Origin of the sequence: Dactylosporangium sp. NPDC049525, assembly GCF_040676755.1 — a bacterium.
Lineage (GTDB): Bacteria > Actinomycetota > Actinomycetes > Mycobacteriales > Micromonosporaceae > Dactylosporangium.
On record NZ_JBFAPO010000018.1, the window covers coordinates 175,732 to 201,295 of the forward strand.

The window sequence follows — 25,564 nt, forward strand, 5'->3', positions numbered from 1 at the left end:
TGCAACCCTGTTGCCGTGGTTTTGCAAGCGGCCGCCGCCCCGACAACGGTTCCCCGTCTCCTCGCCGACCGATCCGCATCGGAGCCGGACCGCGAGGCCCTGGTCGTTGACGGCGTCGGCGCCCTGACGTTCGGCGCCTGGCAGCGCCGGGCGGACGACCTCGCCGAGCGGCTGCGGCGGCGGCACGTCGCGCCGGGCGACCGCGTCGGCCTGCGGTTCGGTGCGGCCGAATGGCTCGACTACGCGGTCGCGTACATAGCGGTGCAGCGGCTGGGCGCGGTCGCCGTGCCCATCTCCGACGACGCGGCACCCGCCGAACTGGCGCACGTGCTCGCCGACTGCGGCGCCGCCGGCCTCGTGCACGCGGGCGGCGCGCCCGACCGGACCGGTGGATGGACGCAGGCCGTCGGCGACGACGCGGGCGGGCGGTGCGGGGAGGATCTGTCCACGCCGGACGGTCTGGCCCAGATCCTGTACACGTCCGGCACCACGGCACGGCCCAAGGGTGTCGCCGCCAGCCACGCCAACGTCACGTACGGCTCAGGCGCCCGGCACCGGCCGTTCCGGCACTCGCGGCACCTGTTGCACGCGTTCGCGATCGGCACGAACGCGGCGCAGATCATGCTGATGAACGCGCTGCTCGCCCACCCCGCCGTGGTGACGTTGCCGCAGTTCACCCCGTTGCGCTTCGCCCGCGCCATCGCCCGCTGGTCCGCCGGCACCGTGTTCGTGGTCCCGGCCATGGCCATGGAGCTGCTCACCGTGGCCGGCGGCCATGACCTCAGCAGCGTGCGGCTGCTCGGGTCGGCCGCCGCCCCGCTGCCGGCGCCGGTCGCCGCCCGCCTCGTGGCCGCGTTCCCGAACGCGACGATCGTCAACTACTACACCTCGACCGAGGCCGCCCCGGCACAGACCGCCATGGCGTACGACCCGGAGCGCCCGGGCAGCGTCGGCCGGGCGATCGCCGGCGGTGGCGTCCGCGTCATGCGCGACGACGGGCGGCCCTGCGCACCCGGCGAGACCGGCGCCGTCTGGATGCGCTCCCCCGCTCCGGCCCGCACGTATTTCGGGGAGACCAGGAACAGCGACACCGCCGCGTTCCAGGACGGCTGGGTCCGGATGGGCGACGTCGGCTACGTGGACGCCGAGGGCTACCTGTACCTCGTCGAGCGGGACAGCGACGTGGTCAAGACCGGCGCCCACCGGGTGTCGACACTCCAGATCGAGGCGGCCATCCACGAGCATCCGGCGGTCGCCGACGCCGCTGTCGTCGGGCTGCCGCACGAGGTGCTCGGCGTCGAGCTCGCCGCCGTGATCGTGGTCAGCGGCGGCGCCGCGCTGACCCCGCCGGCGCTGCGGGCGTTCCTCGCCGACCGGCTCGCGCCACACGAGATCCCCTCCCGCGTCCACGCCATGGACAAGCTGCCGCGCAACCGCGGCGGCAAGGTCGACAAATCCTCCCTGCGAAGGAGCCTGACGTGATCCAGGCATCCGCGGCGCAGCACGGCATGTGGGTCGCCGCGTCCGGCGCCGCCTCCACCGCCTACCACATGCCGCTGGTCGTCACGTTCGCCCATGACCCGGACGTCGGGCTCCTGACGAAGTCCTGCGCCGCCGTGGTCGAACGGCATGCGCTGCTGTCCAGCGCGATCGTCGACCGCGACGGCGTCGCCTACCTCGCGCGGGCCTCCGGTGCCGCCGGGCTGCGCGTGGCCGGGCCGGGCGAGTCGGTCGAGGAGGAGCTCACGCGACCGTTCGACCTCGCCGAGGGGCCGCTCATCCGGTTCGTCCTGTTCGGCCGGACCCTGGTCGCCACCGCGCACCATCTGATCTTCGACGGGTACTCCAAGGAGGTGCTGCTGCGTGATCTGGCCGCCTTCTACGCGGGCGAGATCCCGGTGCCGTTACCCCGCACCGCCGCGGACGAGCTCGCCGCCGACGCCGCACGGCTGGCCGGCGACCGGGCCGCGGCGGCTGAGTTCTGGTCCGGCCGCTGGGCCGAGCCGCTGCCCGTGGTCGTCGGCGACCACGTCCTCACCGGACGCGACCACGGGGCCGGGCAGGTGCACGCGTTCGAGCCACCCGTGCCCGACCTGCCCGGGCTGACCCGGTTCGAGACGCTCCTGGCGGCGATCCACGCGACGCTCGGCGGGCACGGCAACCCGCGGGTCACGACCGGCGTCGACCTGTCCACCAGAGCGCCGGGCCCGGTGGGCACCGTCGGGTCGTTCGCGACCGAACTTCCCGTCGACTCGCAGCCCGATCCCGACGCCTCGTTCGCGGAGTTCGCCGCCGAACTGCGCGCCGCGCTCCGCGCGATGTACCCGCACCGGTCGGTGCCCCTCGCCCGTGCGGTGCGCCGGCTGCGGCCGCACGCCGCGGTCGCGCCCGTCTCCGTCAGCTACCGCCGGGTCGGCGCCGCGCCACGGTTCGACGGCGCCGCGGCGGACGTCGACTGGCTGGCATTCGCCGGCAGCGTCCGCGGCGACCTGCAACTGCAGGCGGTCGACGACGGCACGACGGTCACCGCAAGGCTGCGCTACTCGGCCGCGGCGGCGCCGGTCGCCGCCCGGTTCGCCGAGGACCTGTGCGAGGTCCTCACCCGGGTCGCCGCAGCCCCGGCGACCCGGGTGCGCGACCTGGCCGGTTCGGGCGCGTCCGCACCAGCGGTCATGCCCGAGGCGCCGGCGTCCGCGCCGGCGCCGGCACCGGGCGGTGCGCTCGTCGAGCCGGTCCTCGCCATCTGGCGCGACGTGTTCGGCAACCAGTCCATCGGGCCCGACGACGACCTGTTCGACCTGGGCGGCGACTCGCTGACCGCGACGCAGATCATCGCGCGGATGCGCAAGACCCTCGGCCTCGACGTCGACATCGACACGTTCTTCGACTACCCGACGGTCAACGGAGTCGTGCATGCCGCCGGCGCTCGCTGAAGGCACAGACCAGACGGCCGCAGACCTGGTTGCCGCCGACCGGGCCACGATGCTGCTCATCCGGCACTTCGAGACGGCGCTGCTCGACCTGTTCGCGCGCGGCGAGCTGTCCGGAACCACGCACACCTGCCTCGGCCAGGAGTACGTGCCCGTGGCCGTAAGCGGCCTGCTCGAACCGGACGACCACGTGCTGAGCAACCACCGCGGCCACGGCCACTACCTCGCGCGGTTCGACGACCCGGAAGGGCTCCTCGCCGAGATCATGGGCCGGGCCGGCGCGGTGTGCCACGGCGTCGGCGGCAGCCAGCACATCCACCGGCCCGGGTACCTGTCGACCGGGGTGCAGGGCGAGAGCCTGCCGGTCGCGGCCGGGCTCGCGCTGCACCTGCGCCGCCACCGGCCGGGTGCCCTCGCCTGCGTGTACATCGGCGACGGCACCTGGGGCGAGGGCGCGGTGTACGAGGCGCTGAACCTGGCCGCGCTGTGGCACCTGCCGCTGCTGGTCGTGGTCGAGCACAACGGCATCGCCCAGTCGACGCCCACCGAACGCGCCATGGCCGGCACCGTCGCCGGGCGGGCCGCCGCGTTCGGCCTGGCCCACACGCAAATCACCGCGACCGACCCGGCCGGGATCCGGGCGGAGCTGGCGCCGCTCGTCGCCCGCGTGCGCGTCGGCGCGCCGCTGGTCGCCGAGTTCCGCACGCCGCGGCTCGGCCCGCACAGCAAGGGCGACGACACCCGCCCCGCCGACCAGGTCGCGGCACTGGCCGACTGGTACCCGGCAGTGGCCGCCGCCGCGCCGGACCTCGACCGCGCGCAGCGGGAACGCGTCGCCCGGGTCGTCGCCGACGTGTCGGCCCGCCCGCCTGCCGAGTGGACCGACCGATGAGGGTCGCGGAGAACATCAACGCCGCGCTGCACACGGTCCTCGCCGGCGACGAGCGGGCGTACCTCATCGGCGAGGATCTCCTCGACCCGTACGGCGGCGCGTTCAAGGTCGCGCGCGGGCTCTCCACCCGGTTCCCGGACCGGGTCCTGTCCACGCCGATCAGCGAGTCGGCCATGACCGGCATCGCGGCCGGCCTGGCCATCGCCGGCGACACCGCGATCGTCGAGTACATGTTCGCCGACTTCCTGGCACTCGGCTTCGACCCCCTTGTGAACTTCGCCGCCAAGTCCGTCACCATGTACGGCACGCGGCTGCCGATGCGCCTCATCGTGCGCTGCCCCAGCGGCGGCGGCCGCGGCTACGGACCCACGCACAGCCAGAGCCTGACGAAGCACCTGATCGGTGTGCCCAGCCTCGCCGTGTTCGAGATGTCGCCGTTCCGCGACGCGGCCGAGGTGTTCGCCGAGATGCTCGCGCTCGCCCAGCCGTGCGTGTTCGTCGAGGACAAGATCCTCTACACCCGCCGGATGCACACCACGATCGACCCGTTCACCGTGCGGGTGCGTGCGGGCGTGGCGTTCGTCGGTACCGGGGAACCGCCGGAACTGATCCTCATCGCGCCCGGTGGCATGGCCGAGCGAGCCATGGCCGCGCTGCGCATGCTGCTGATCGAACACGAGATCGCCGGCCTGCTGGTGGTGCCGTCCCGGCTGTACCCGGTCGAGCTCGACCTGCCGCGGGTCGCGCACGTGGTGGTGGCCGAGGACAGCGCCGGCGGCGGCACCTGGGGCGCCGAGGTCGCCCAGCACGTGCACGCACGGCACTTCGCAGACCTGGCCGCGCCCGTGACGCTCGTCCACGCGGCCGACACCGTCATCCCCGCCGCGCCGCATCTGGAGCGGCAGGTGCTCGTGAGCGCCGAGACCATCTACGACGCCATGGTGAGGACGGTACGTGGCTGAGATCGCGGTGCCCAAGCTCAACACCAACGACGACAGCTATCTGCTGCTCGCCTGGCTCGCCCCGGACGGCCAGGCGGTGGCGGCCGGCGCCCCGGTCGCCGAGGTGGAGACCTCGAAGGCGGTCGAAGAGCTGACCGCCGCGACGAGCGGCGTCCTGCGGCACCGCGCCGCGACCGGCACCGAGATCGCCCCGGGACAGGTCATCGCGCTCGTCGACGATCCCGCCGGCCCGGCCGGGGCGCCGGTCCCGCAACCGGCCGGCGGCGACGGCCCGACGATCACCGCGCCGGCCCGCGCCCGCATGGCCGAACTCGGCGTCACCGAGGAGCGCGTGTCCGCGCTCGGCCGCCCGATCGTCCGCCGGGCCGACATCGACGCCCTCGCCGCCGTTCCGTCCACGGTGGACGAACGGTCCGCCGGCCTGTCCCGCAACCAGCGTGCGGTCGCGCGCACCGTGGCCCGCTCGGCCGCCACCATCCCGGCCGCCTACACCGCGATGACGGTCGACGTCGGCGCCGCGCTCGACCAGGCGCCGCACCTGGCCCGGGCGGTCCGGCGGCCCGTCGGCCTCGCCGAGCTGTTCGTCGCCGCGATCGGGTCGGTGCACGCCGGCCAACCGATGTGCTTCGCCCGGCTCGACGACGACGGCAGCACCCTGCACCCGGCCGGCGCCGCGCACGTCGGCGTCACCGTCGATCTCGGCGAGGGCCTCTACGTCCCGGTGGTCCGCGACGCCGGCACCGCGACCCTCGCCGAGATCGCCCGGACGCTGACCCGGCACCGGGTGACGGCGGCCGGCGGCACGTTCCGCCAGTCCGACCTCGACGGCGCGAACATCACCCTGACGCTCCACCTGGACGCGCACGTGAGCCTGGCCATACCGATCGTGTACCCGGGTCAGACGTGCGCGGTCGCGGTCACCGCCCCGCGGCTCGAGCTGTACCTCGACGGCGACGGCCGGCCGGCGACCCGGACCGTGACCCAGGTCGGCCTGGCCTACGACCACCGCGTCATCAACGGCCGCGAAGCGGCCCAGTTCCTGGCCGCGCTGGCGCAGGCGCTGCAGCTTCCACCGCAGGAGGAGCCGCGATGAGCGCGCTGCGCGCCGCCCAGGAGCGACTGTGGTTCCTGCACCAACTGGACCCGGCCGACGCGTCGTACCACCTGCCGCTCGTCATGCACGTGCGCGGGCGCCTGGACCGGGCGGCGATGGCACGCGCGCTGGATGCGTTAACCGGCCGGCACGAGAGCCTGCGGGCCCGGGTCGAGCTGCTCGACGGCACGCCCGTGCTGGCGGCGGCACCCGACGGCGTACCGCTGGAGACGGCCGCCGCGACCGGCGTCGAGCATGCCAGGGACCTGGTCGCCGCGTTCGTCACGCGGCCGTTCGACCTCGCCACCGGCCCGATGCTCCGCTGCCTGCTGATCGGCGTCGGCCCGGACGAGCACGTGCTCGCGCTGGTCGCCCACCACCTCGCGGCCGACGGCTGGTCGCTGCAGGTGCTGCGCCGCGACCTCGACGCGCTGTACCACGCCTACACCACCGGTGCCCCGGCCGCGCTGCCGGACCTGCCGCCGGTCCCGGCCGGCGACCCCGGCATCGGCGACCTCGGGTACTGGACCGAACGGCTGGCCGGCGCCCCGGTGCTGGACCTGCCGACCGACCGCCCCCGGCCGCCGGTGCGCCGCGGCCACGGCACCTCCGTCGTCTTCGACATCCCCGTCGACCTGCTGCGCCGCCTGGAGACGGTGGCCCGGGCCGAGCGCACCACCGTGTACACCGCGCTGGTCGCGGCGTTCTCGCTGCTGCTCGGCCGGATCAGCGGCCAGCACGACATCTGCCTCGGCACGCCGGTGCTCGGCCGCGACGACCCGGACCTCGCCGACCACGTCGGCTGCTACGCCGAGACCCTCGTCCTGCGGACGGACCTGTCGGGCGATCCGACGTTCCGCGGGCTGCTGCGGGTCGCCCGGCGGGCCGTGCTCGGCGCGCTGACCAACGCCGCCCCGTTCGAACGCGTGGTGTCGGCGCTCGGCGCACCCCGCGACCGCAGCCGCACCCCACTGTTCCAGGCCATGATCATGTACCTGCGGCAGGAGCGGGACCGGCCGCGCCTCGGCGACCTCGACGTCGAGCTGCTGGACCATCCGTTCGACTCCGCCCGCACCGACGTGTCCCTCGACGTCATCCAAGGCCCCGCGGCCGCCGTCGGCGTGCTCACGGTCGACCGTGACCTGTTCGACCCGGGCACCGCGCAACTGCTGATCCGCCGGCTGCTCGTCCTGCTCGACGACGCGGCCCGGCGCCCGGACGCCGCGATCGGTGACCTGCGCTGGTTCGACGACGACGAACGGCGCGAGGCACTGACCCGCTGGAACGACACCGGCGCCGGGCAGCGCACCCCGCTGGTCGTTGAGCTGTTCCAGGCACAGGCCCGGTCCACGCCCGACGCGGTCGCGGTCACCGGCGACGGCGTCGACCTCACCTACCGGGACCTCGACGCCGAGGTCGACCGGCTGGCCGCCCGGCTGCGCGGCCGGGGACCGCTGATCGGTGTCGGGCTGTCCCGGAGCCCGGCGATGGTGGTCGCGCTCCTCGCCGTCTGGCGGGCCGGCGCCGCGTACCTGCCACTCGACCCGGCGTACCCGCCCGACCGGCTCGCGTTCGTCATCGCCGACGCCGGCGTCAGCACCGTGCTCACCGAGTCCGCGTTCGCCGCGCGGTTCGGCGCGGCGTCGCTGCTGATCGACGCCGTCTCCGACGTGGCGCCGGCCACCGCGCCGGAGACCGCCACCGGCCCCGCCGACCCCGCCTACGTGCTGTACACCTCGGGCTCCACCGGACGGCCCAAGGGCGTGGTCGTGCCGCACGGCGCGCTCGCCGCGTTCGTCGCCGCGATGGCCGACGTCACCGGACCGCAGAAGGGCCGCGCCTGGCTCGCGCTCACCTCACTGTCGTTCGACATCTCCGGGCTCGAGCTGTTCCTGCCGCTCAGCCGCGGCGGCCGGGTCGTCGTCGCCGACGACGCGCAGACCAGCGACGGCGCGGCGCTGCGGGCGCTCATCGCCAAGCACGACGTCACCGACGTGCAGGCCACCCCGTCCGGCTGGCGGATGCTCCTCGCCGCCGGCTTCGACCACGACGTGCCCGCCGCATTGGTCGGCGGCGAGGCGTTGCAGGCGCCCCTCGCCGCGGAGCTGCGTGGCAAGGTCGACCGGCTGACCAACGTCTACGGCCCGACCGAGACGACGATCTGGTCGACGTTCTGGCCGGTGCCCGAGCAACCGGCGGCCGTCACGATCGGCGGGCCGATCCCCGGCACCCGGGTGTACGTCGTCGACGACCGGATGCGGCCCGTCCCCGCCGGCGTGCCCGGCGAGCTGGTCATCGCCGGCGCCGGCGTCGCCCTCGGCTACCTGCGCCGGCCACGGCTGACCGCCGACCGTTTCATGCCCGACCCCTTCGGTGGGCCCGGCGACCGGCTGTACCGCACCGGCGACCGCGTCCGCCGGCGGGTTGACGGCACGTTGGAGTTCCTCGGCCGGCTCGACACCCAGGTCAAGGTCCGCGGCCACCGGATCGAGCTGGGCGAGGTCGAGACCGTCCTCGCCGGCTGCCCGGGCGTCGCCGCCGCGGTCGCCGCGGTCCGCGACGACGCGCTCGCCGCGTACGTCACGACCCGACCCGGCGCCGGCCTCGACCCCACGGTGATCCGTGACGCGGCCCGCGCCAAGCTTCCGGCCTACGCCGTGCCGGGCACGGTCACGGTGCTCGACGCGCTGCCGCTCACCCCGAACGGCAAGGTGGACCGGGCCGCCCTGCCCGACCCGCGAGCGTCCACTGTGGCCGCGTACGTGCCGCCGCGCACCGAGGCCGAGACGCGCATCGCCGCCGTGTTCGCCGAGGTGTTCGGCGCGGCGGAGGTGGGTGCGCACGACGACTTCTTCGCACTCGGCGGCCACTCGCTGCTGGCGGCCAAGGTCGCGGCGCGACTGCCCGGCCTGACCGTCCGTGACCTGTTCGACCATCCGACGGTCGAGGCCCTCGCGCGGCGGATCCCGGCTGCCGGCGACGCCGGTGCCGCCACACCGCCGGACGGCGCGCCGCCGCTGTCCGACGCGCAGCGCCGCCTCTGGTTCCTGCAACGCCTCGATCCGGACGACGCCTCTTACAACATGTTCCTGGTCCTCCGCCTGCGCGGTTCCCTCGACGGCGGCGCGCTGCGGCGGTCGCTGGACGCGCTGGCCGCCCGGCACCTCGCGCTGCGGTGCGCCTACCCGGAGGTCGAGGGCGACCCGACCGTCGAGGTCGGGCCCGCCACCGTGCCGTTCGAGGAGCTCGCCGTGGCGTCCGAGGCGGCGGCCCGCGCCGCCGTCGCACGCCGGACGAACGCCCCGTTCGACCTTCGGGCCGGCGCGCCGGTGCGGGCCACGCTGGTCCGGCTCGGCCCGGACGACCACATCATCTGCCTGGTCGTGCACCACATCGCCGGTGACGGCTGGTCGCTCAACGTCCTGCGGGAAGACCTCGCCGCGCTCTACGCCGGCCGGCCGCTCGCGCCGCTGCCACCGGCGCCGGCGGCGAACGGCAACCCCGAGGCCGACCTCGCGTACTGGCGGGAACGGCTCGCCGACCCGACCGTCCTCGACCTGCCCACCGACCGGCCCCGCCCGGCAGAGGCCACCCACCGCGGCGCGTTCCACGGCACCCACCTGCCCGCCGACGTCACCGGCCGCCTCGAGGACCTCGCCGGCCGGGCCAGGACCAGCCTCTTCGCCGTGCTGCTCGCGGCCTACCAGGTGCTGCTCGCCCGGCACACCGGCCAATCCGACGTCCTGGTCGGCTCGACCCTGGCCGCCCGCGACCGGGTCGAGCTGGAGCGGGCCGTCGGCTACTTCGCCCGGACCGTCGTGCTGCGCAACCAGATCGACCCGGCCGAGCCGTTCACCGGCCTGCTCGGCCGGGCCCGCGAGTGCGTGCTGGACGCGCTGACCCACGCCGAGGCGCCGTTCGAACACCTCGTCGCGGAGACCGGGCCGCTGTTCCAGACCATGTGCATCCTGCACACCCAGGACGAGGGCACCCCGGTCGAGGGGTTCGCCGACCTGCACGCCTCGTTCTTCGACTCCGGCTACCGCCAGGCCAAGTTCGACCTGATGCTGGAGGCGTGGCGGGCCGCCGACGGCCTGACCCTCGTCTTCGGCTACGACACCGACCTGCTCGACGCGGCGACGGTCGAGCGCTGGGCGCGCCGGTTCGCGGTGCTGTGCGCCGGCATCGCCGCCGACCCGGCCACCGCCGTGGGCGCGCTGCCACTGCTGACCGCCGGCGACGAGACCATCATCGACGCCCTGGCGGCCCCGGCCACCGACGCGCCCGCCCCGCCGCCGGTGCGCGAGCTGCCCCGGAACGCGTCGCCGGACACGGTCGCGGTCCGCTGCGGCACCGAGTCACTGACGTACGGCGAACTCAACCGGCGAGCCGACGCCATGGCCGGCACGCTGCCCGCGTCCGGGGTCGTCGCCGTGGCCGCGCACCGGGACATCGACACCATCGTCACGCTGCTGGCGATCTGGCGCGCCGGCGGCGCGTACCTGCCGATCGACCCGGGACAGCCGGCGGAACGGATCGCCCGGCTCGTCGCCGGCAGCGGCGCCGCACTGGCCGTCGGGGACGCACCATGGCCGCCGCTCCCGCCTCCGGAAGCAACCCAGGACGGCGCCGCGTACGTGCTGTACACGTCCGGATCCACCGGTACCCCGAAGGCCGTCGTCGTCGACCACGAGGCGCTCGCCGCCCGGGTCGACTGGATGCGCCGCGACTATCAGCTCGGCCCCGGCGACACCATCGTGCAGTTCGCGCCCCTGGCCTTCGACACCCACGCGGAGGAGATCTGGCCCGCGCTCGGCGCCGGAGCCACCGTGCGGCTGCTCCCCGACGGCCCGCTCAGCCTCACCGACGTCCTCGCGGGCCCGGACGGGGCCGACGTCACCGTGCTCGACCTGCCCACCGCGTACTGGCACGACCTCGTCGCCCAGCTCGACGCGGTCGCCTGGCCACCCCGGCTGCGGCTCGTCATCCTCGGCGGCGAGGCCGTGCACGCCGCGGCCGTCGCCCGCTGGCACGCCCGGTTCGGCGACACCGTCCGCCTCGTCAACACGTACGGCCCCACCGAAGCCACCGTCATCGCGACCGCGACCGACCTCGGCCCCGACGACACGACCGGCCCACCGCCGATCGGCAGGCCGCTGCCCGGGGTGCGCGCCGCGGTCGTCGACGCCGACCTGCGACCGGTACCACCCGGCGCATACGGCGAACTGCTGCTCGGCGGCGCCGGCCTGGCCCGCGGCTACCTCGGCCGGGACGACCTCACCCGCGACCGGTTCGTCACCTGGCGCGGCGGGCGCTGCTACCGCACCGGCGACCGCGTGCGGCTCCGGGCGGACGGCCGGCTCGACTTCGCCGGCCGGCTCGACGACCAGCTGAAGGTCCGCGGGTTCCGGATCGAACCCGCCGAGGTCGAGCACCACCTCCTCGCCTGCCCGGGGGTGACCGGCGCGGCGGTGCTCGCCCACGACGGCGCCCTGGTCGCCTACGTGACCGGTGCGGCAGCGATCGACGCACTCCGCACCCGGCTCGCCGCCCAGCTCCCCGCCCACCTGGTGCCGGACCGCTGGATCACGGTCGACGCGATCCCCCGCACGCCGAGCGGCAAGCTCGACCGGCGGGCCCTGCCGCCGCCCGGTGACGACCGGCCCGGCCCGGGCACGCCGCCGCGCACCGACGCCGAGCAGCTGATCGCCGACGTCTGGGCCGACGTCCTCGGCCTCGACGGCATCGGGGCGGACGACGACTTCTTCGAACTCGGCGGGCACTCCCTGCTCGCCGTCCGCGTGGCCGCCCGGCTGCGCGCCATCACCGACCTCGACCTGCCCATCCGCCTGCTCTTCACGCATCGCCGGCTGGCCGACCTGGCCGCCACCGTCGAGCAGCGGCTGCTCGACGACCTGGCCGACCTCAGCGACGACGAGATCGCCGGCCTCCTGGAAGCGGAGAAACGTTGACCGTCGATGACGCCCGCCAGGCGCTGCTGGCCCAACGGCTGCGCCGGCGCACGGCGACCCGGACCATTCCCACCCGCCCGGCCGGCACGGTGCCGCCGCTGTCGTACGCGCAGGAACGGCTCTGGTTCATGGAGCAGTACGCGCCCGGCAACCGCGCCTACCTCGTGCCGGTGGCCAGGCGCATCCGGCGCGCCATCGACGCCGACTGCCTCGCCGACGCGCTGCGCCGCGTCGTCGCCCGCCACGAGGCGCTGCGGACCCGGTTCCCGGCCCGGGACGACGGGATCCCGACGCTGGTCATCGACGAGAACCCGGCCGTCTCCCTCGACGTCGTCGACGTCGCAGACGAGGACGCCGCCCGGAGCGCGGTCGAAGCCTTGCACGCCCGGGGATTCGACCTCGCCGTCGAACAGCCGCTGCGGGCCGCGCTGATCCGGCTCGCCTCCGAAGACGCTGACAACGCGATCCTGGCCATGACCGTGCACCACATCGCTGTCGACGGCTGGTCCGTGCCGCTGCTGCTGACCGAGCTGATGACCGCGTACGACGGCGGCGACCTGCCCCCCGTGCCGATCCAGTACGGCGACTACGCGGCCTGGCAACGCGACCGGCCGGCGCCCGACGTCGCCCGCTGGGCGCAGCGCCTGGACGGCGTCGAGCCCCTCGCGCTGCCGACCGACCGGCCGCGCCCGGCCGAACTGACCTACGACGGCGGCAGCATCGAATTCACCATCGACGCCGACCTCGCCGCCGGCGTCCGCGCCCTCGCCGACAATCACGGCGCGTCGCTGTACATGACGATGCTCGCCGCGTACGCCTGCCTGCTCGGCCGGCACGCGCACCAGACCGACCTCACGATCGGCTCCCCGGTCGCCGGCCGCGGCGCCCCGGAACTCGAAAACGTCATCGGCTGCTTCGTCAACACCCTCGTCATGCGCGCCGACCTGAGCGGCGACCCGACGTTCACCGAACTGCTGCTGCGGGTGCGGGAGACGGCGCTCACCGCGTACGGCGACGCCGACACGCCCTTCGAACGCGTCGTCGCCGATCTCAACCTGCCCCGCGACGTGTCCCGGTCACCGTTGTTCCAGGCGCTGCTCGCGGTGCAGAACTACGGCGGCCCCGCGGCCCGCGGCGACGGTCTCGACGGCTACGAGATCACCGCATGGGCGACCCGGTACGACATCGAGCTCTACGTCAGCGACACCGCCGACGGCGGGCTGTGGGGCCAGTTCATCTTCAACACCGCGCTGTTCGACGCGGCAACCGTGCAGCGGCTCGTCGGGCACCTCACCGCACTCCTGCGCGGCGCCGTCGCCGACCCGCTGGCGCCGGTGGCCGCGCTCGACCTGCGCGACGACGACGAACGCCTGGCCCAGGCCGCCTGGAACGCGACCGCCGCCCCGTTCGACACCGAAGCCACCCTGCCGGGGCTGTTCGCCGCGCAGGTTGCCGCCACGCCGGACGCGCCGGCCGTGACGTTCGAGGGCACCACGTGGAGCTACGCCGAACTGGACCGCTACTGCGACCAGGTGGCCGCGGCGCTGCGGTCGGTGGGCGCCGGGCCGGGCACGCGGATCGGCGTGTGCGCGCCGCGTTCGCTCCAGCTGCCCGGGGCGCTGCTCGGCGTGCTGCGCACCGGCGCCGCGTACGTACCGCTGGACCCGGAGTACCCACTGGAGCGGCTGGCGTTCATGGCCGCCGACGCCGACCTGCGTGCCGTGCTGGTCCTCGACCCGCCGGCCGGCCTCACCGAGGCGCTGCCGGTGATCCGGCTCGACGCGCTGGCGGCGGCTCCTCCGCAGCGGTCCGGCGCGGCGACCGCCGACGACACCGCCTATGTCATCTACACCTCCGGCTCGACCGGACGGCCGAAGGGCGTGCCCAACGGCCACCGCGGCGTCGTCAACCGGCTCACCTGGATGCAGGAACGCTTCCATCTCACCGCCGGCGACGTGGTCCTGCAGAAGACCCCGGCGGGTTTCGACGTGTCGGTGTGGGAGTTCTTCTGGCCGCTGATCATCGGCGCGCGGCTGGTACTGGCCACGCCCGGCGGGCACAAGGACGCGTCGTACCTGCGGACGCTCATCGACCGTGAAGGCGTCACCGTCGTCCACTTCGTGCCGTCGATGCTCGCCGCGTTCCTGGCGGACGAGACCGCGTTCGCCGGTGCCGGCCTGCGCGCCGTCGTCTGCTCCGGTGAGGAACTGCCGGCCGACCTCGCCCGCCGCTGCCTGGCTTCGCTGCCCGCTGCCGAGCTGCACAACCTGTACGGGCCGACGGAGGCCGCTATCGACGTCAGCGCCTGGGCCGTCACGGCCGCGGCGCTCGGCTCCGCTTCGCGCGTGCCGATCGGCGCCCCGGTCGCCAACACCACGCTGCACGTCCTTGACGACCGGCTCCGGCCGCAGCCCGTCGGCGTGCCCGGCGAGCTGCACATCGGCGGCGTCCAGGTCGCGCTCGGCTACCTGCACCGGCCGCGGCTGACCGCCGACCGTTTCGGGCCCGACCCCTTCGGTGCGCCCGGTGCCCGGCTGTACCGCACCGGCGACCTGGCCCGCTGGCGGCCGGACGGCACGATCGAGTTCCTCGGCCGCATCGACGGCCAGGTCAAGCTGCGCGGCCTGCGCATCGAGCTCGGCGAGATCGAGGCGGTGCTGCGCGAACAGGCGGGCGTGCGGGACGCGGCCGTCATCGTCCGCGAGGACCGGCCCGGCGACCAGCGGCTCGTCGCATACGTGGTCGGCGCCGCGCCGGAACGCGCCACGCTGAAGCGGCTGCTGCCCGACTACATGATCCCGGCCGCGTTCGTCGAGCTGGACGTGCTGCCGCTGTCGGCGAACGGCAAGCTCGACCGGCGGGCGCTGCCGGCGCCGGTCCGCACCGCGAGCAGCGGCGGCGCCATGCCGGCCACCGCGACCGAGCGGGTCGTCGCCGACGTCTGGGCGGCCGTGCTCGACCTGCCGTCGGTCGGCGCCGACGACGACTTCTTCGACCTCGGCGGCCACTCGCTGCTGGCGACGCAGGCGGTCGCCCGGCTCCGCAAGGCCGGCGCGGCCGTCGGTGTCATCGACCTCTTCCAGCACCCGACGGTGCGGGAGCTCGCCGCCCTCATCGACCGGCCGGACGACGGCCCGCGGGCGCTGATCCGCCGGCTCACGCCGAACCGGCCGAAGGCCGACATCTCGCTGATCTGCGTGCCGTTCGGCGGCGGCAGCGCCGTGGTGTACCAGCCACTCGCCGACGCGCTGCCGGAACGGTACGCGCTGTACTCGGTCGCCATCCCCGGCCATGACGTCGGCATCATCGAGGACCGGCTCGACTTCGCCGCCCTCATCGACCGCTGCGTCGAGGAGATCCTCGCGACGATCACCGGTCCGATCAGCCTGTACGGCCACTGCGCCGTCGGGTCGGCGCTCGCCGTCGCCGTCGCCCGGCGGCTCGAGGCGGCCGGCCGCGACGTGCCCGCCGTCTACATCGGCGCGATGTTCCCGTTCGCAAAGCCCCGCGGCCGCCTGGCTCGGACGCTGTCGACGGTCGCGCGGATGGAGGGGCTGCAAAGCGACCGGGTCTACCACAACTGGCTGACCTCGATCGGCGCCGACCTCGGCGGCCTCGACCCGGCGGAGGCCCGCCAGATCGTGCGGAACCTGCGCCGCGACTCCATCGACGCCGAGCAGTACTACACCGAGATGTACGCGACCGGCGCCGAGCGGCTGCGCGCCGCGTTCGTCACGATCGTCGGCACCCGCGACCCGGCCACCGAGTTCTACGAGGAACGCTTCCGCGAGTGGCACTTCCTGTCCGACCACAGCGCCGTCGTGGTCCTGCGGGAGGCCGGCCACTTCTTCCTGAAGTACCGGGCCGCCGAGATCGCCGAGATCATCGACACGCCCATGTTCCAACCGGAAGCGCCGGCCGACGAGCCGGAGCGCACCTGGTTCCGGCACGCCGTGTCCGCTGTGCCCGCCGTGTCGCACGACCGCAACGTCGCCGTTGGCCCGCAGCCGAGCCTCGGCCGGTTCGCGGCCGTCTCCACCGGTCAGCTGGTGTCGATGTTCGGGTCCGCGCTCACCGAGTTCGCGATCCCGGTCTGGATCTACCTGACCACCGGGTCGGTTCAGCAGTTCGCGTTGTTCGCGGTGCTCGGCCTCGTCCCGGGTCTGCTCACGCTGCCGATCGCCGGGGCGCTCGTCGACCGGCACGACCGGCGCCGCATCGTGCTCGCCGCCGACCTGGCCGCCGGCGGGGTCCAGGCGGTCCTCGCCGCGCTCCTCTGGGCCGGGCACCTGAGCGTCACCGCCCTCTACCCGGCGACCGTCGCGCTGTCGATCGCCCTGTCGTTCCAGCGCATCGCGTTCACCTCGTCGATCCCGCAACTGGTGCCGAAGCGCCTGCTCGGCCACGCGGCCGGCATCGGCCAGCTCGGGGCCGGCCTGGCCCAGCTGCTCGCCCCGCTGCTGGGCGCCGGCCTGCTCGCCACGATCGGGCTGCGCGGCATCCTCACGCTCGACGTGGCAAGCTACCTCGTCGCGTTCGTCGTCGTGCTGGCCGTGCGGTTCCCGGCCACCATGCCGTGGCGCCGCCACGAGACACTGCGCGCCGAGATCGCCGGCGGTTTCCGGTACGTCTGGGGCAACCGCAACTTCCGCCGCATGCTGCTGTGGTTCGCCGCCCTGAACGTACCGCTGTCCGCGGCCTTCCTGATGATCTCGCCGCTGGTCCTGTCGTTCGGCACCCTCCGCCAGGTCGGCACGGTGTCGTTCGTGTCCGCGCTCGGGGTCTTCGGCGGCGGCTTGGTGATGGCCGCCTGGGGCGCGCCGCGGCACCGGCGGATGTTCGGCGTCCTCGTCGCGACGCTCGGCCTGGCCGCCTGCGCGCTCGTCACCGGCCTGCGCGAGAACCTCGTCCTGATCGGCGCCGGCGCCCTCGGCATGGCCCTGGCCCTCACGCTGCTCAACGGCGTGTACACCACCATCATCCAGGTCAAAGTGCCGCAACGGCTGCACGGGCGGGTGTTCTCCCTGAACACGCTGATCGCGTGGTCGACGATGCCGATCGGGTTCGGGATCATCGCACCGTTCGGCGCCGAACTGTTCCGTCCCCTGCTGCGCGACGGCGGCCCCCTCGCCGGCAGCGCCGGCCTGGTGTTCGGCACCGGACCGCAGCGCGGGCTCGGCCTCATGTTCGCCGTGCTCGCCGTAGCCATCGCCGCCGTCGCCGTGGTCGGCCTGTTCGTGCTGCGCCGCTTCGACGACGACGTGCCCGACGCCCTCGCCGACGACCTGGTCGGCCTGGCCGTGCTGGACACACCCGCCACCGACATCCAACACGCCCTGGACGCGGCGGCGCGCGCCGCCGAACGTCGTCCCTCCTGAGGAGGACCCTGTGGACTACCGCGTAGTGATGAACGCCGACGAACAGTATTCGGTCTGGGCCGTGGACGACGACCTGCCGCCCGGCTGGGTCGCCGAGGGCCACACCGGCAGCCGGGACGAGTGCCTCGACCACGTCGAACAGGTCTGGACCGATCAGACCCCGGCCCGCACCCGAATCCGCACCTGGCTGACCGGCGCCGTCTCCCAGGCGTGCGACGACCGGCTCACCCCGTCCGACGTCGCCACCGCCGGCTGCTCGTTCGTCGCCATGGGCGTGTCATCCCTGGCGATCGTCCGCCTGGTCGACGCGATCGACCTGGAGTACGGCGTGGCCGTCGACTTCACCCAGCACGCCCTGGACAACCTCGACAGCCTGACCGACTTCATCGCCACCGAACTCCTCCACCGCCGCAGCGTCAGCTGAACCGCTCAGCGCGGCCACGCCGGCGTCACCGGCGCAGGGTGCGAAATCCCCGCAGCACCGCCTCGGCGACGACCAGGTCCTCCCAGGACATGCCGACGCTCTTGAACACCAGCGGCCGTCCCGGGTCCGGCCGGGTGCGGCCGGTGACGACGTCGCGCATCGGCGTGAGGTCCGCGGGCCGCACCGCCTGCTCGTCGATGGCCAGGCACACGTCGCCGGCCTCGCGCAGGGCGGTGGCGACGTCCTCGACGACGACGGTGGCGCGGGCGAGGAGCGCGGCCGGGAGTTCCCGGGCGTCGGGTTCGTGGGAGCCGACCGCGATGACGGCGGCGGTGGCGGCGATCAGGTCGGCGTCGAACAGCGGGGTCCTGGCGGAGGTGGCGCACACCACGACGTCGGCCGCGCTCACGACGTCGCGGGCCCGCGGGCCGTCCAGGGGCACGACCTCGGCGCCGTCGACGGTCCGGGCCCGGGCCCGGTGGCCATCGCGGACCAGGTGGCTGACGGAGCCGACGGGCCGGTGCGGGGCCAGCACGGCGGCCAGGGTGGCGACGTGGCCGTGCGCCTGCGGCCCGGCGCCGTAGACCGCGACGGCCACCGGGCCGGTGCCGGCCAGCAGCCGCGGGGCGACGGCCGCGACCGACACGGCGGGCGTGCGCAGCGTGGTGAGCGCGGTGCCGTCCAGCACGGCGACCAGCCCGAGCGTGCCGGCGTCGAAGAGCAGGTAGGAGGCCTGGACGCGGGGCAGCCCGCGGGCGGGGTTGTCCGGCGCGACGGTGGCGACCTTGACGCCGACGTAGCCGCTACCGCTGGCGCCTTCGGACGGCATCAGCAGGAACTGGCCCGAGCGCAGCGGCACGGCGTGCCGGGGCGGGTCGGCGGCCGGGTCGAGGCCGGCGGTGAGTGCGGCGGTGATCGCCTCGACCGCGGCGGTGGGGCCGCAGGCGGCGAAGACGGCATCGGCGTCCAGCGCCAGGGGTGCGCTCATCGCAGCACGAAGCCCGGCACGAGCGGGTCGGCCGGGTCGACGACGAACGTGTGCTCCCCGGTCCGGTGCGCGAGCCCGGTCACCTGCGGCACGATCGCCGGTCGGCCGCCGGCCGTGGTCGTGGCCAGGACGGCGCCGGTGAAGCTGGACCCGACGATCGACTCGTGGTGCAGGACCGGCCCGCCGGGCGTCACCCGGCCCTGATCGGCGAGGACGGCCAAACGCGCGCAGGTGCCCGATCCGCAGGGCGAGCGGTCGACCTCACCGTCGGCGAACACGGTGACGTTGCGCTGGCGCACCCGGCCGTCGCCGTCGCCGAGGTCCTCGTGCAGGATCGTGCCGTACACACCGCTGAGCCGGGGATCGGTCGGGTGTTCGGCGTGCACGGTGTCGTTGAGCGCCCATTTGACCTCGCGGCCGAGCGCGATGAGCTCCTGGTAGTGCGCCGGGTCCACGGACAGGCCGACGGTGGCGGCGTCGACGCTGGCGTAGATGGCGCCGCCGTAGGCGACGGTGACGGCGACGTCCCCGCGGGAGGTGGCCAGGGGGACGTCGCGGGCCAGCACGTAACTGGGCACGTTGACGAAGTCGACGGCCACCGTCCGGCCTCCGGCGCGGTGCACTCGGGCGGTGACCCGTCCCGACGGCACGTCGATGACGACGTCCACGCTGCCGTCGTCGGGCGCCGGCACGCGGCCGGTGTCGACCGCCCACACGCCGAGCGCGATCGTGCCGTGCCCGCAGGCGGTAGAGAAGCCGTCCTTGTGCCAGAACAGCACACCCAGGTGCGCGGCGCCGTCGTCGGGCGGGACGAGGAACCCGCCGTACATGTCGGCGTGCCCGCGCGGCTCGAAGCACAGCAGCTGCCGCAGGTGCTGGGCGGCCGGACTGTCCAGGGCGCGGGCCCGCCGGTCGGCGACCGAGACGCCGGGGAGCTCGACCGGCGGATCGGTGACGATCCGGAACGGCTCCCCGGCGGTGTGGTAGTCGCTCGTCGACACGCGCAGTGGCATCACCGGAGGATTCTCCCACCGGCGACGGTGTGCGGGGTCAGCTCGGCCAGCGGCCGGTGGCCTTGCGGACACCGACGGCGCCGCCACGGTCCACGGCGGCCTTGACGACGGCGAAGATCGCGCCCTGCAACGCGGCCGCGGTGAGGATCTCACCCCAGGTGCGGTCCTCGTCGGTGGCGTTCGGCGCGTCGCGGTCGTCGCCGATCACCTTCCACACCTGCTTGAAGATCAGCCCGGCCGCGAGCCCGGCGCCGACGCCGAGCAGCAGCCCGACCGGCTTGTACGCGATCTTCCCCACGATGCCGCTCATGCCCGTCTCCTTCGCACCACCACGATGACCACACCGATGAACACGGCCGCCAGAGCGATCGCGGCCACCGGCACGGGCCGACGCCGCGCGGTCCCGGCCGCCGTGGTGACCTTGCCGGCGGCGGTACCGGCGGCCTCGCTGACCTTCACAGCCGCAGTGCCGGCCGCCCCGCTGACCTTCCCGGCGGCGGTGCCGGCCGCTTCACTGACCTTCCCGGCCGCGGTGCCGGCGGTCGAGCTGACCTTGCCGGCCGCGCTGCCGGCGAGCTGCACCGCCTGGTCCCGGGCCGCGCCGACCTTCGCCTTCACCTGGCCGGCGGCGTGCCCGGCGGCGTCCTTCGCCCGCGCCTTGACGTCCGCCTTGGCGGCCAGGGCCTCGACGGTGTCGCCGAGCTGAGCACGGGTCCGTTCGATCTCGGCACGCAACTGCTGCGGGTCCGTCGGGGTGTCTGCGCTCATGACGTCCGTCCTTCCCGGACCGCGGCCTTGACCGCGTCCACGTCCTGGTTGACGCTGGCGAGCGTGTCGCTCGGAGCGAGGGGGGTGGCCGAGGCGAACTGCCGCCGGCCGAGCAGCGCCGCGACACCTGCGGCGGCGAACACGACCACGGTCACGACCAGCAGCGCCAGCCACAGCGGCCAGACCAGGTCCAGCGCGACCACCGCCAGGGCCAGCGCCAGGCCGAGCCCGTACAGGCCGAGCGCGGCGGCGCCACCGAACAGCCCACCGCCGATGCCGGCGTGCTTGCCCTTGGCCACCAGCTCCGTCTTGGCGAGCGCGAGCTCGTCACGGACCAGCGTGGAGATCTGCTCGGCGACCCGGCTCACCAGCTCACCGGTCGATGCGTCCGCCGCGGGCGTTCGGGAAGTTTGATCTGGCACGACAAGTCAGCTCCTTCGACATTGCCGCCGTGGTGCCCCCGCTCGCAGGTCGTCAAACGCATTGTTCACCCGAGGCGGTACTCCCAGCCCTCGGGCCGCCACTCGAACTCGTCCGCGACGAGGTCCCGCACGGTGCGCCCGGTGGTCGCCTGCTCCAGGGCCCGGTAGGTCGCGAGGTGGCCGATCAGCATGACCCGCTGCCCGGCCCACCTGCTCGGCAGGTCCGCGAGGAACCCGGCCACCCGCGCCAGCGCCTGGCTGTGGCTCTCACCGCCGGGGTACGGACGGTCGCAGTACTCCAGGCGATCCAGCTTCACGTCGACCGCGGGCGAACCGTTGCGGGCGCCGAAGTCGCACTCACGCAGGCGCCAGTCGTGCAGGACGGGGATGCCGCTGTCGCCGAACGCGATCTGCGCCGTCTCCGCGGCCCGGCGCAGGTCCGAGGTGAACACCGCGACGATGCCGTCGTCCCTCCGCCGCCGGCCCATGTCGGCGGCGTTGGCGCGGCCCTGGGCGCTGAGCCGGCCGGGCAGCCAGCCGGTCGCGATGCCGCGTTCGTTGTCCTCGCTCAGCGCATGGGTCTCGTACACGATCTCGATCGACATCGCCCGATGGTAGTTCAGCCTTCCACGCCGGTGGAGGTGTGCGCGGCGCCGACCGGCTTGGACTCCGGTGAGCCGCGCTGGCGCAGGTAGATGGCGAGCACCACCATGGAGAACACGGCCAGCAGTTCGGACTGCCAGTTCTGCAGCGTGCGGTTCCAGAAGTCCGGTTCGGTCAGATAGTCGAGCCAGGACACCGGGGCCTGCAGCTGGCTGAGCTGGCGTTCGTTGAACGCGGCGACCCCGGCGATCGACTGCGCCAGCCACGACAGCAGGAAGATGCCGCCCATGACGAGGCCGAGGGAGTTGGACAGCAGGTGCAGCCGCCAGCCGGTCGCCTTCGCCCAGGCCGGCGAGTCGTCGCGGGCGTGGGCGCCGACGAGCTGATCCTCGTCGGACTCGGTGCCCGCCTGGTCGAGTGACTTGGACTCGGGCGAACCCTTCTGCAACAGCCACACGGTGAGCACGATGAACAGGAAGAACTGCAGGTACTCCGACTGCCAGTTCTCCGCCACGTCCACGGCGAAGTCCGCGGACGTCAGGTACCGGCCCAGCGAGATCGGCTGGAGCCCGTCGGTGATCTGCTGCTGGTTGAACTCGGCGTGCCCGGCGAACGCCTGCCCCGCCAGGGCGAGGACGAACAGCACGCCGAACACCAGGCCGAGGGAGTGCTCCCGGACGAACCTGCGGGCCGGCCCGGTGCCGCTCATCGGTGCAGCAGCCCGATCGTGATGACGTAGGCGAGCCCGGCGCCGACGACGGCCAGGCACAGCACGAACAACGTCCGCATCTCAGCCTCCCTGCAGCACGCAGTCGTACGGGCGCTCGCCCCGCGACCGGCAGCCCGCCGCGACGACCCGCCAGCCGCCGGGGAACGCGGCGAGGAACACGGTGTCGTCGGCGAGCACCACGCGGGCCCACTGCCCGAACACGTCGACCCGCCGCACGCCGGCCGGCTCCGGCAGGTCCTCGTCGAGGACCGCGTCGGCGCAGGACGCCCCCGCGGACCGTTCGAGCGTCTGGACGGTGTCCGGGGCGAGGACCGTGCACGCGGCGGCGCCGTCACGGTCCTGCACGGCGGCCAGCAGCCGAACCGCGACGTCCGAGACCGCGTCCCGGCGTGCCCCGCCGTCCGCGCACCCGGCCACGAGCGCCATCACCGTCATGGCGGCGGCGGCCACGGCCAAGGGCCGACTGGTTCGCATGCCGGCAGTTGTTCCCAGCCGCGGCGAGCGGCACACATGATCCAACCGCGGATCGGCCGGCCGGGGCACCGTCGTGCCAATCGACGCAAGAAACGACGCAATCGTCGCTCAGGTCTTTGCCGCACGACAAATTTCGGTTACCGTCGAGGTCAGGTCCGGTACGGCCATGCGCGGTTCCGCGGCACTCAAGCAACGGGTGCCGAAACAGAGCAACGTGGCCGCCTTTCCGCCGTGCAGCCCGATCCCTGCGCACGGCGCAGCGCATCTCTCCGCGCCCGCGACGCTGTCCTGCTGCGCGTTTACCTTGTGAAGGGTTGATCCCCTATGTCCGTTGTCTCCGATCCGTCCGCTGTTGCGGAAGCCGCCGCCACGCCACAGCACACGACCGCGCCCCGGTCCGCGGCGCGGGAGGCGACCGACGCGGCCGCGATGTCGCTGCTGTCGCTGCTCGCCGACCTGCCCGCCGCCAGCCCCGACCGGCAGCGGATCCGGACCCGGCTCATTGAGCTCTACCTGCCCCTTGCCACGTATCTGGCGCAGCGGTTCCGCAACCGCGGCGAGCACCTCGACGACCTCATCCAGGTCGCCCATCTCGGCCTGGTCAAGGCCGTCGACCGGTTCGACCTCGACCACGGCGCGGCGTTCACCAGCTACGCCGTCCCGGTGATCACCGGCGAGCTGAAGCGGCACTTCCGCGACAAGTGCTGGGACGTGCGGGTCCCCCGCCGCGTCCAGGAGATGCGGATGCAGATCAACCGGGTCACCGAGGAGCTCACCCACTCGCTCGGCCGGTCCCCGACCATCAGCGACCTCGCCGCCTACCTCGACGCCACCGAGGAGGACGTCATCGAGGGCCTCGAGGCGGGCCAGGCGTACCGGTCGCTGTCGCTGGACGCCCCGGTCCGCGGCGGCGACGGCGACGGCGTCACCGGGCTCGGCGATCTGCTCGGCACCGCCGACCCCGACCTGGAGCAGGTCGAGGCCCGCGAGGCGCTGCGGCCGCTGCTCGCCCGCCTCCCGGCCCGGGAGCAGCGCATCCTCACGATGCGGTTCTTCGGCAGCCTGACCCAGTCACAGATCGCCGCCGAGCTCGGCATCTCCCAGATGCACGTCTCGCGCCTGCTGGCCGGCGCCCTCGCCAGGCTCCGCGCCGCCCTGCTCGCCGGCTGATCGGGCGGCAACGCCAGACGTCATTGCCCGTACGCTGCCCGCACGACCGCGGGCGAGGACGGCGGCATGCGGCGCCGCGGTGCCGGCGCGTGGGTCAGCGGACGATCGGGCTGCGGCGTTCGACGAAGATCACGTCGCGCCACTGGTTGCCGTGGCCGGCGTGCCGGCCGATGCGTTCCCGGATACCGACCTCCCGGAAGCCCGCGGCGCGGTGCAGGGCGCGGCTGGCGGCGTTCTCCGGGAAGACGCCGGACTGGATCGTCCAGATCCCGGCCGCCTCGGTGGAGTGGATCAGCGCGTCGAGCAGGGCCCGGCCCGCGCCACGCCCTCGGGCCGCCGCGTCGACGTAGACGGAGTGCTCGACCACCCCGGCGTACACCTGACGCGTGGACACCGGGGAGACGGCGACCCAGCCGAGCACGGTGCCGCCGGCGTCGACCGCCACGAGCCGGTGCGCCGGCAGCCTCGCCGCGTCGAACGCCTCCCACGACGGTGCGGTGACCTCGAAGCTGGCGTCGCCGGCGTCCAGGCCCGCCTGGTAGATCGCCAGGACCGCGGCGGCGTCGCCGGCGGTCATCGGGCGGATCGCCAGGTGCTGCGCGTCGGCCATCGTCTCCCCCACCCTCACGATCCCGATTGCAGTGTGGCCGGATCCGCGGTCGCGAGCCAGCAGGCGGCGACGACCAGCCGGGCGACGGCGGTCAAGGTGGCGCTCTCGACGCGGTCGGGGGTGTCCGCCGGGCTGTGGTAGCCGGCCATGCCCGCGCCGATGCCGACGGCCGCGAGCCCCGCCGCGGCGTAGCGGCGGTTGTCCGACGCGACCGGACCCGCGACCAGCGGCAGCCCGGTGTACCTGCCCGCCTGGTCGAGCGCGGCGAGCAGTCCGTGCGCCGCCCCGCCGGCCTCGACCGCGGCGGCCTGGTACAGGTTGCCGGCCCCGTCCACGTTGATGACGAGCGGCGTCGCGCGGGCCCGCCGCAGCTGGGCGGCGTGATGGGCGGAGCCGAGCGCCCCGGCCTCCTCGGCGTCCAGGAACGCGACCGACAGCGGCGGCGCGCCGGGCAGCTGGCGGGTGAGGACACGGGCGGCCTCCAGCACGACCGCGACGCCGCTGCCGTTGTCGGCCGCGGCCGGCCAGCGCAGGCCCGGGCGGTCGCCGACGCCGTCGTAGTGCGCGGTCAGCAGCACCGGTACGCCGTTGCCGCCGCCCGCCCAGGTGCCGTGCAGGTTGACGGCCGGGACGTCGAGCCGGCGGATCGGCGTGTTCCCGGCCAGCCAGCTCGCGCCGGTCCCGGCCGCCGCCGCGTGCAATGCGGCGTGGGTGGCGGTGTCCAGGGTGAGGATCGGCAGCGGGCCGGGGTTCGGTCCGGTGAGCATCGTGTACTGCCAGCCGTCGGCGTCCACCCCGCGCCCGAACAGCAGCCCCACCGCGCCGTGCGCATGGCCGTAGGCGTCGAAGAGCGTCATCCCGGGCGGGACCACCAGCCACCGGCCGGTGGGGTCGCCGCCGCCGGCCACGGCGAGGTCACCACGCCGGACCAGCGCCTCGTCGGCGGACGCGAGGTGTACCGCGACGTCCCGGCCGAACGTGAGCCGGTGGACGCCGTTGCCGTCGTGCCACTGGACGTCCGGCGTCGTGTAGATCTCGGGGACGAACCGGACCGTGAACGGGGCGGTGGTGATCGTCGCGCCGAGGTCGGCCAGGCGCTGGGCGAGCCAGGCGCGGGCCGCGGCGCCGCCGGCCG

General features: G+C 74.4%; 18 protein-coding genes and 1 pseudogene. 9 read left to right on the forward strand and 10 right to left on the reverse strand.

Going from position 1 to position 25,564, the window contains the following annotated elements; all coding sequences use genetic code 11:
* Positions 1-15 precede the first annotated feature (15 nt).
* The 8 genes and pseudogenes from AB0K00_RS25965 to AB0K00_RS26000 form a co-directional block, all read left to right on the forward strand.
* On the forward strand, positions 16-1,482 hold the full coding sequence (locus AB0K00_RS25965) for a class I adenylate-forming enzyme family protein (RefSeq protein WP_363524563.1): 1,467 nt from the start codon (positions 16-18) through the stop codon (positions 1,480-1,482).
* A complete protein-coding gene (locus AB0K00_RS25970) occupies positions 1,479-2,933 on the forward strand; it encodes a condensation domain-containing protein (RefSeq protein WP_363524566.1) in 1,455 nt (484 codons plus the stop codon). The genes AB0K00_RS25965 and AB0K00_RS25970 overlap by 4 nt, the downstream gene beginning before the upstream one ends.
* The gene (locus AB0K00_RS25975; protein ID WP_363524569.1) at positions 2,914-3,822 is read left to right on the forward strand and encodes a thiamine pyrophosphate-dependent dehydrogenase E1 component subunit alpha; all 909 of its coding nucleotides are present in this window, start codon (positions 2,914-2,916) and stop codon (positions 3,820-3,822) included. Before AB0K00_RS25970 ends, AB0K00_RS25975 begins: the two co-directional genes overlap by 20 nt.
* Positions 3,819-4,784: a transketolase C-terminal domain-containing protein gene (locus AB0K00_RS25980; protein WP_363524572.1), complete on the forward strand. Its 966-nt coding sequence runs from the start codon at positions 3,819-3,821 to the stop codon at positions 4,782-4,784. The genes AB0K00_RS25975 and AB0K00_RS25980 overlap by 4 nt, the downstream gene beginning before the upstream one ends.
* Positions 4,777-5,877, forward strand: coding sequence for a 2-oxo acid dehydrogenase subunit E2 (locus AB0K00_RS25985; protein ID WP_363524575.1), 1,101 nt, complete (start codon positions 4,777-4,779; stop codon positions 5,875-5,877). Before AB0K00_RS25980 ends, AB0K00_RS25985 begins: the two co-directional genes overlap by 8 nt.
* Positions 5,874-11,849, forward strand: coding sequence for an amino acid adenylation domain-containing protein (locus AB0K00_RS25990; RefSeq protein ID WP_363524578.1), 5,976 nt, complete (start codon positions 5,874-5,876; stop codon positions 11,847-11,849). The genes AB0K00_RS25985 and AB0K00_RS25990 overlap by 4 nt, the downstream gene beginning before the upstream one ends.
* A complete protein-coding gene (locus AB0K00_RS25995; RefSeq protein WP_363524581.1) occupies positions 11,846-17,227 on the forward strand; it encodes an amino acid adenylation domain-containing protein in 5,382 nt (1,793 codons plus the stop codon). Before AB0K00_RS25990 ends, AB0K00_RS25995 begins: the two co-directional genes overlap by 4 nt.
* Before the next feature lie 28 nt (positions 17,228-17,255).
* A pseudogene (locus AB0K00_RS26000) lies at positions 17,256-17,381 on the forward strand (MbtH family NRPS accessory protein); the annotation flags it as partial.
* Between the two features lie 295 nt (positions 17,382-17,676).
* On the opposite strand, the gene AB0K00_RS26005 reads toward AB0K00_RS26000, so the two are convergent.
* From AB0K00_RS26005 to AB0K00_RS26040, 8 genes are all read right to left on the reverse strand, one after another.
* A complete protein-coding gene (locus tag AB0K00_RS26005) occupies positions 17,677-18,639 on the reverse strand; it encodes an ornithine cyclodeaminase family protein (RefSeq protein ID WP_363524584.1) in 963 nt (320 codons plus the stop codon).
* Complete coding sequence (locus AB0K00_RS26010) at positions 18,636-19,652, reverse strand: proline racemase family protein (protein ID WP_363524587.1); 1,017 nt, start codon at positions 19,650-19,652, stop codon at positions 18,636-18,638. The genes AB0K00_RS26005 and AB0K00_RS26010 overlap by 4 nt, the downstream gene beginning before the upstream one ends.
* Positions 19,653-19,689: 37 nt before the next feature.
* Entirely contained in the window at positions 19,690-19,962 is a 273-nt protein-coding gene (locus AB0K00_RS26015; RefSeq protein WP_363524590.1) for a DUF4235 domain-containing protein, read from the reverse strand.
* Positions 19,959-20,420 (reverse strand): DUF3618 domain-containing protein, encoded by a 462-nt coding sequence (locus tag AB0K00_RS26020; RefSeq protein WP_363524593.1) that lies wholly within the window; start codon positions 20,418-20,420, stop codon positions 19,959-19,961. Before AB0K00_RS26020 ends, AB0K00_RS26015 begins: the two co-directional genes overlap by 4 nt.
* Entirely contained in the window at positions 20,417-20,842 is a 426-nt protein-coding gene (locus AB0K00_RS26025; RefSeq protein WP_363524595.1) for a phage holin family protein, read from the reverse strand. The genes AB0K00_RS26020 and AB0K00_RS26025 overlap by 4 nt, the downstream gene beginning before the upstream one ends.
* A gap of 65 nt (positions 20,843-20,907) precedes the next feature.
* Entirely contained in the window at positions 20,908-21,447 is a 540-nt protein-coding gene (locus AB0K00_RS26030; RefSeq protein WP_363524598.1) for a histidine phosphatase family protein, read from the reverse strand.
* 14 nt (positions 21,448-21,461) lie between these two features.
* Positions 21,462-22,154 (reverse strand): DUF6766 family protein, encoded by a 693-nt coding sequence (locus AB0K00_RS26035; protein ID WP_363524601.1) that lies wholly within the window; start codon positions 22,152-22,154, stop codon positions 21,462-21,464.
* 81 nt (positions 22,155-22,235) lie between these two features.
* Positions 22,236-22,649: a hypothetical protein gene (locus AB0K00_RS26040; protein ID WP_363524604.1), complete on the reverse strand. Its 414-nt coding sequence runs from the start codon at positions 22,647-22,649 to the stop codon at positions 22,236-22,238.
* Between the two features lie 324 nt (positions 22,650-22,973).
* On the opposite strand from AB0K00_RS26040, the gene AB0K00_RS26045 reads away from it, so the two are divergent.
* Positions 22,974-23,819, forward strand: a complete 846-nt coding sequence (locus AB0K00_RS26045; RefSeq protein ID WP_363524607.1) for an RNA polymerase sigma factor SigF — start codon at positions 22,974-22,976, stop codon at positions 23,817-23,819.
* A gap of 94 nt (positions 23,820-23,913) precedes the next feature.
* Here AB0K00_RS26045 and AB0K00_RS26050 read toward each other — a convergent pair whose 3' ends face one another.
* Together AB0K00_RS26050 and AB0K00_RS26055 are read right to left on the reverse strand one after the other, a co-directional pair.
* Positions 23,914-24,429: an N-acetyltransferase family protein gene (locus AB0K00_RS26050; RefSeq protein ID WP_363524616.1), complete on the reverse strand. Its 516-nt coding sequence runs from the start codon at positions 24,427-24,429 to the stop codon at positions 23,914-23,916.
* 14 nt (positions 24,430-24,443) lie between these two features.
* Positions 24,444-25,564 (reverse strand): M28 family peptidase (locus AB0K00_RS26055; protein WP_363524610.1); only part of this gene is annotated, 1,121 nt, incomplete at its 5' end.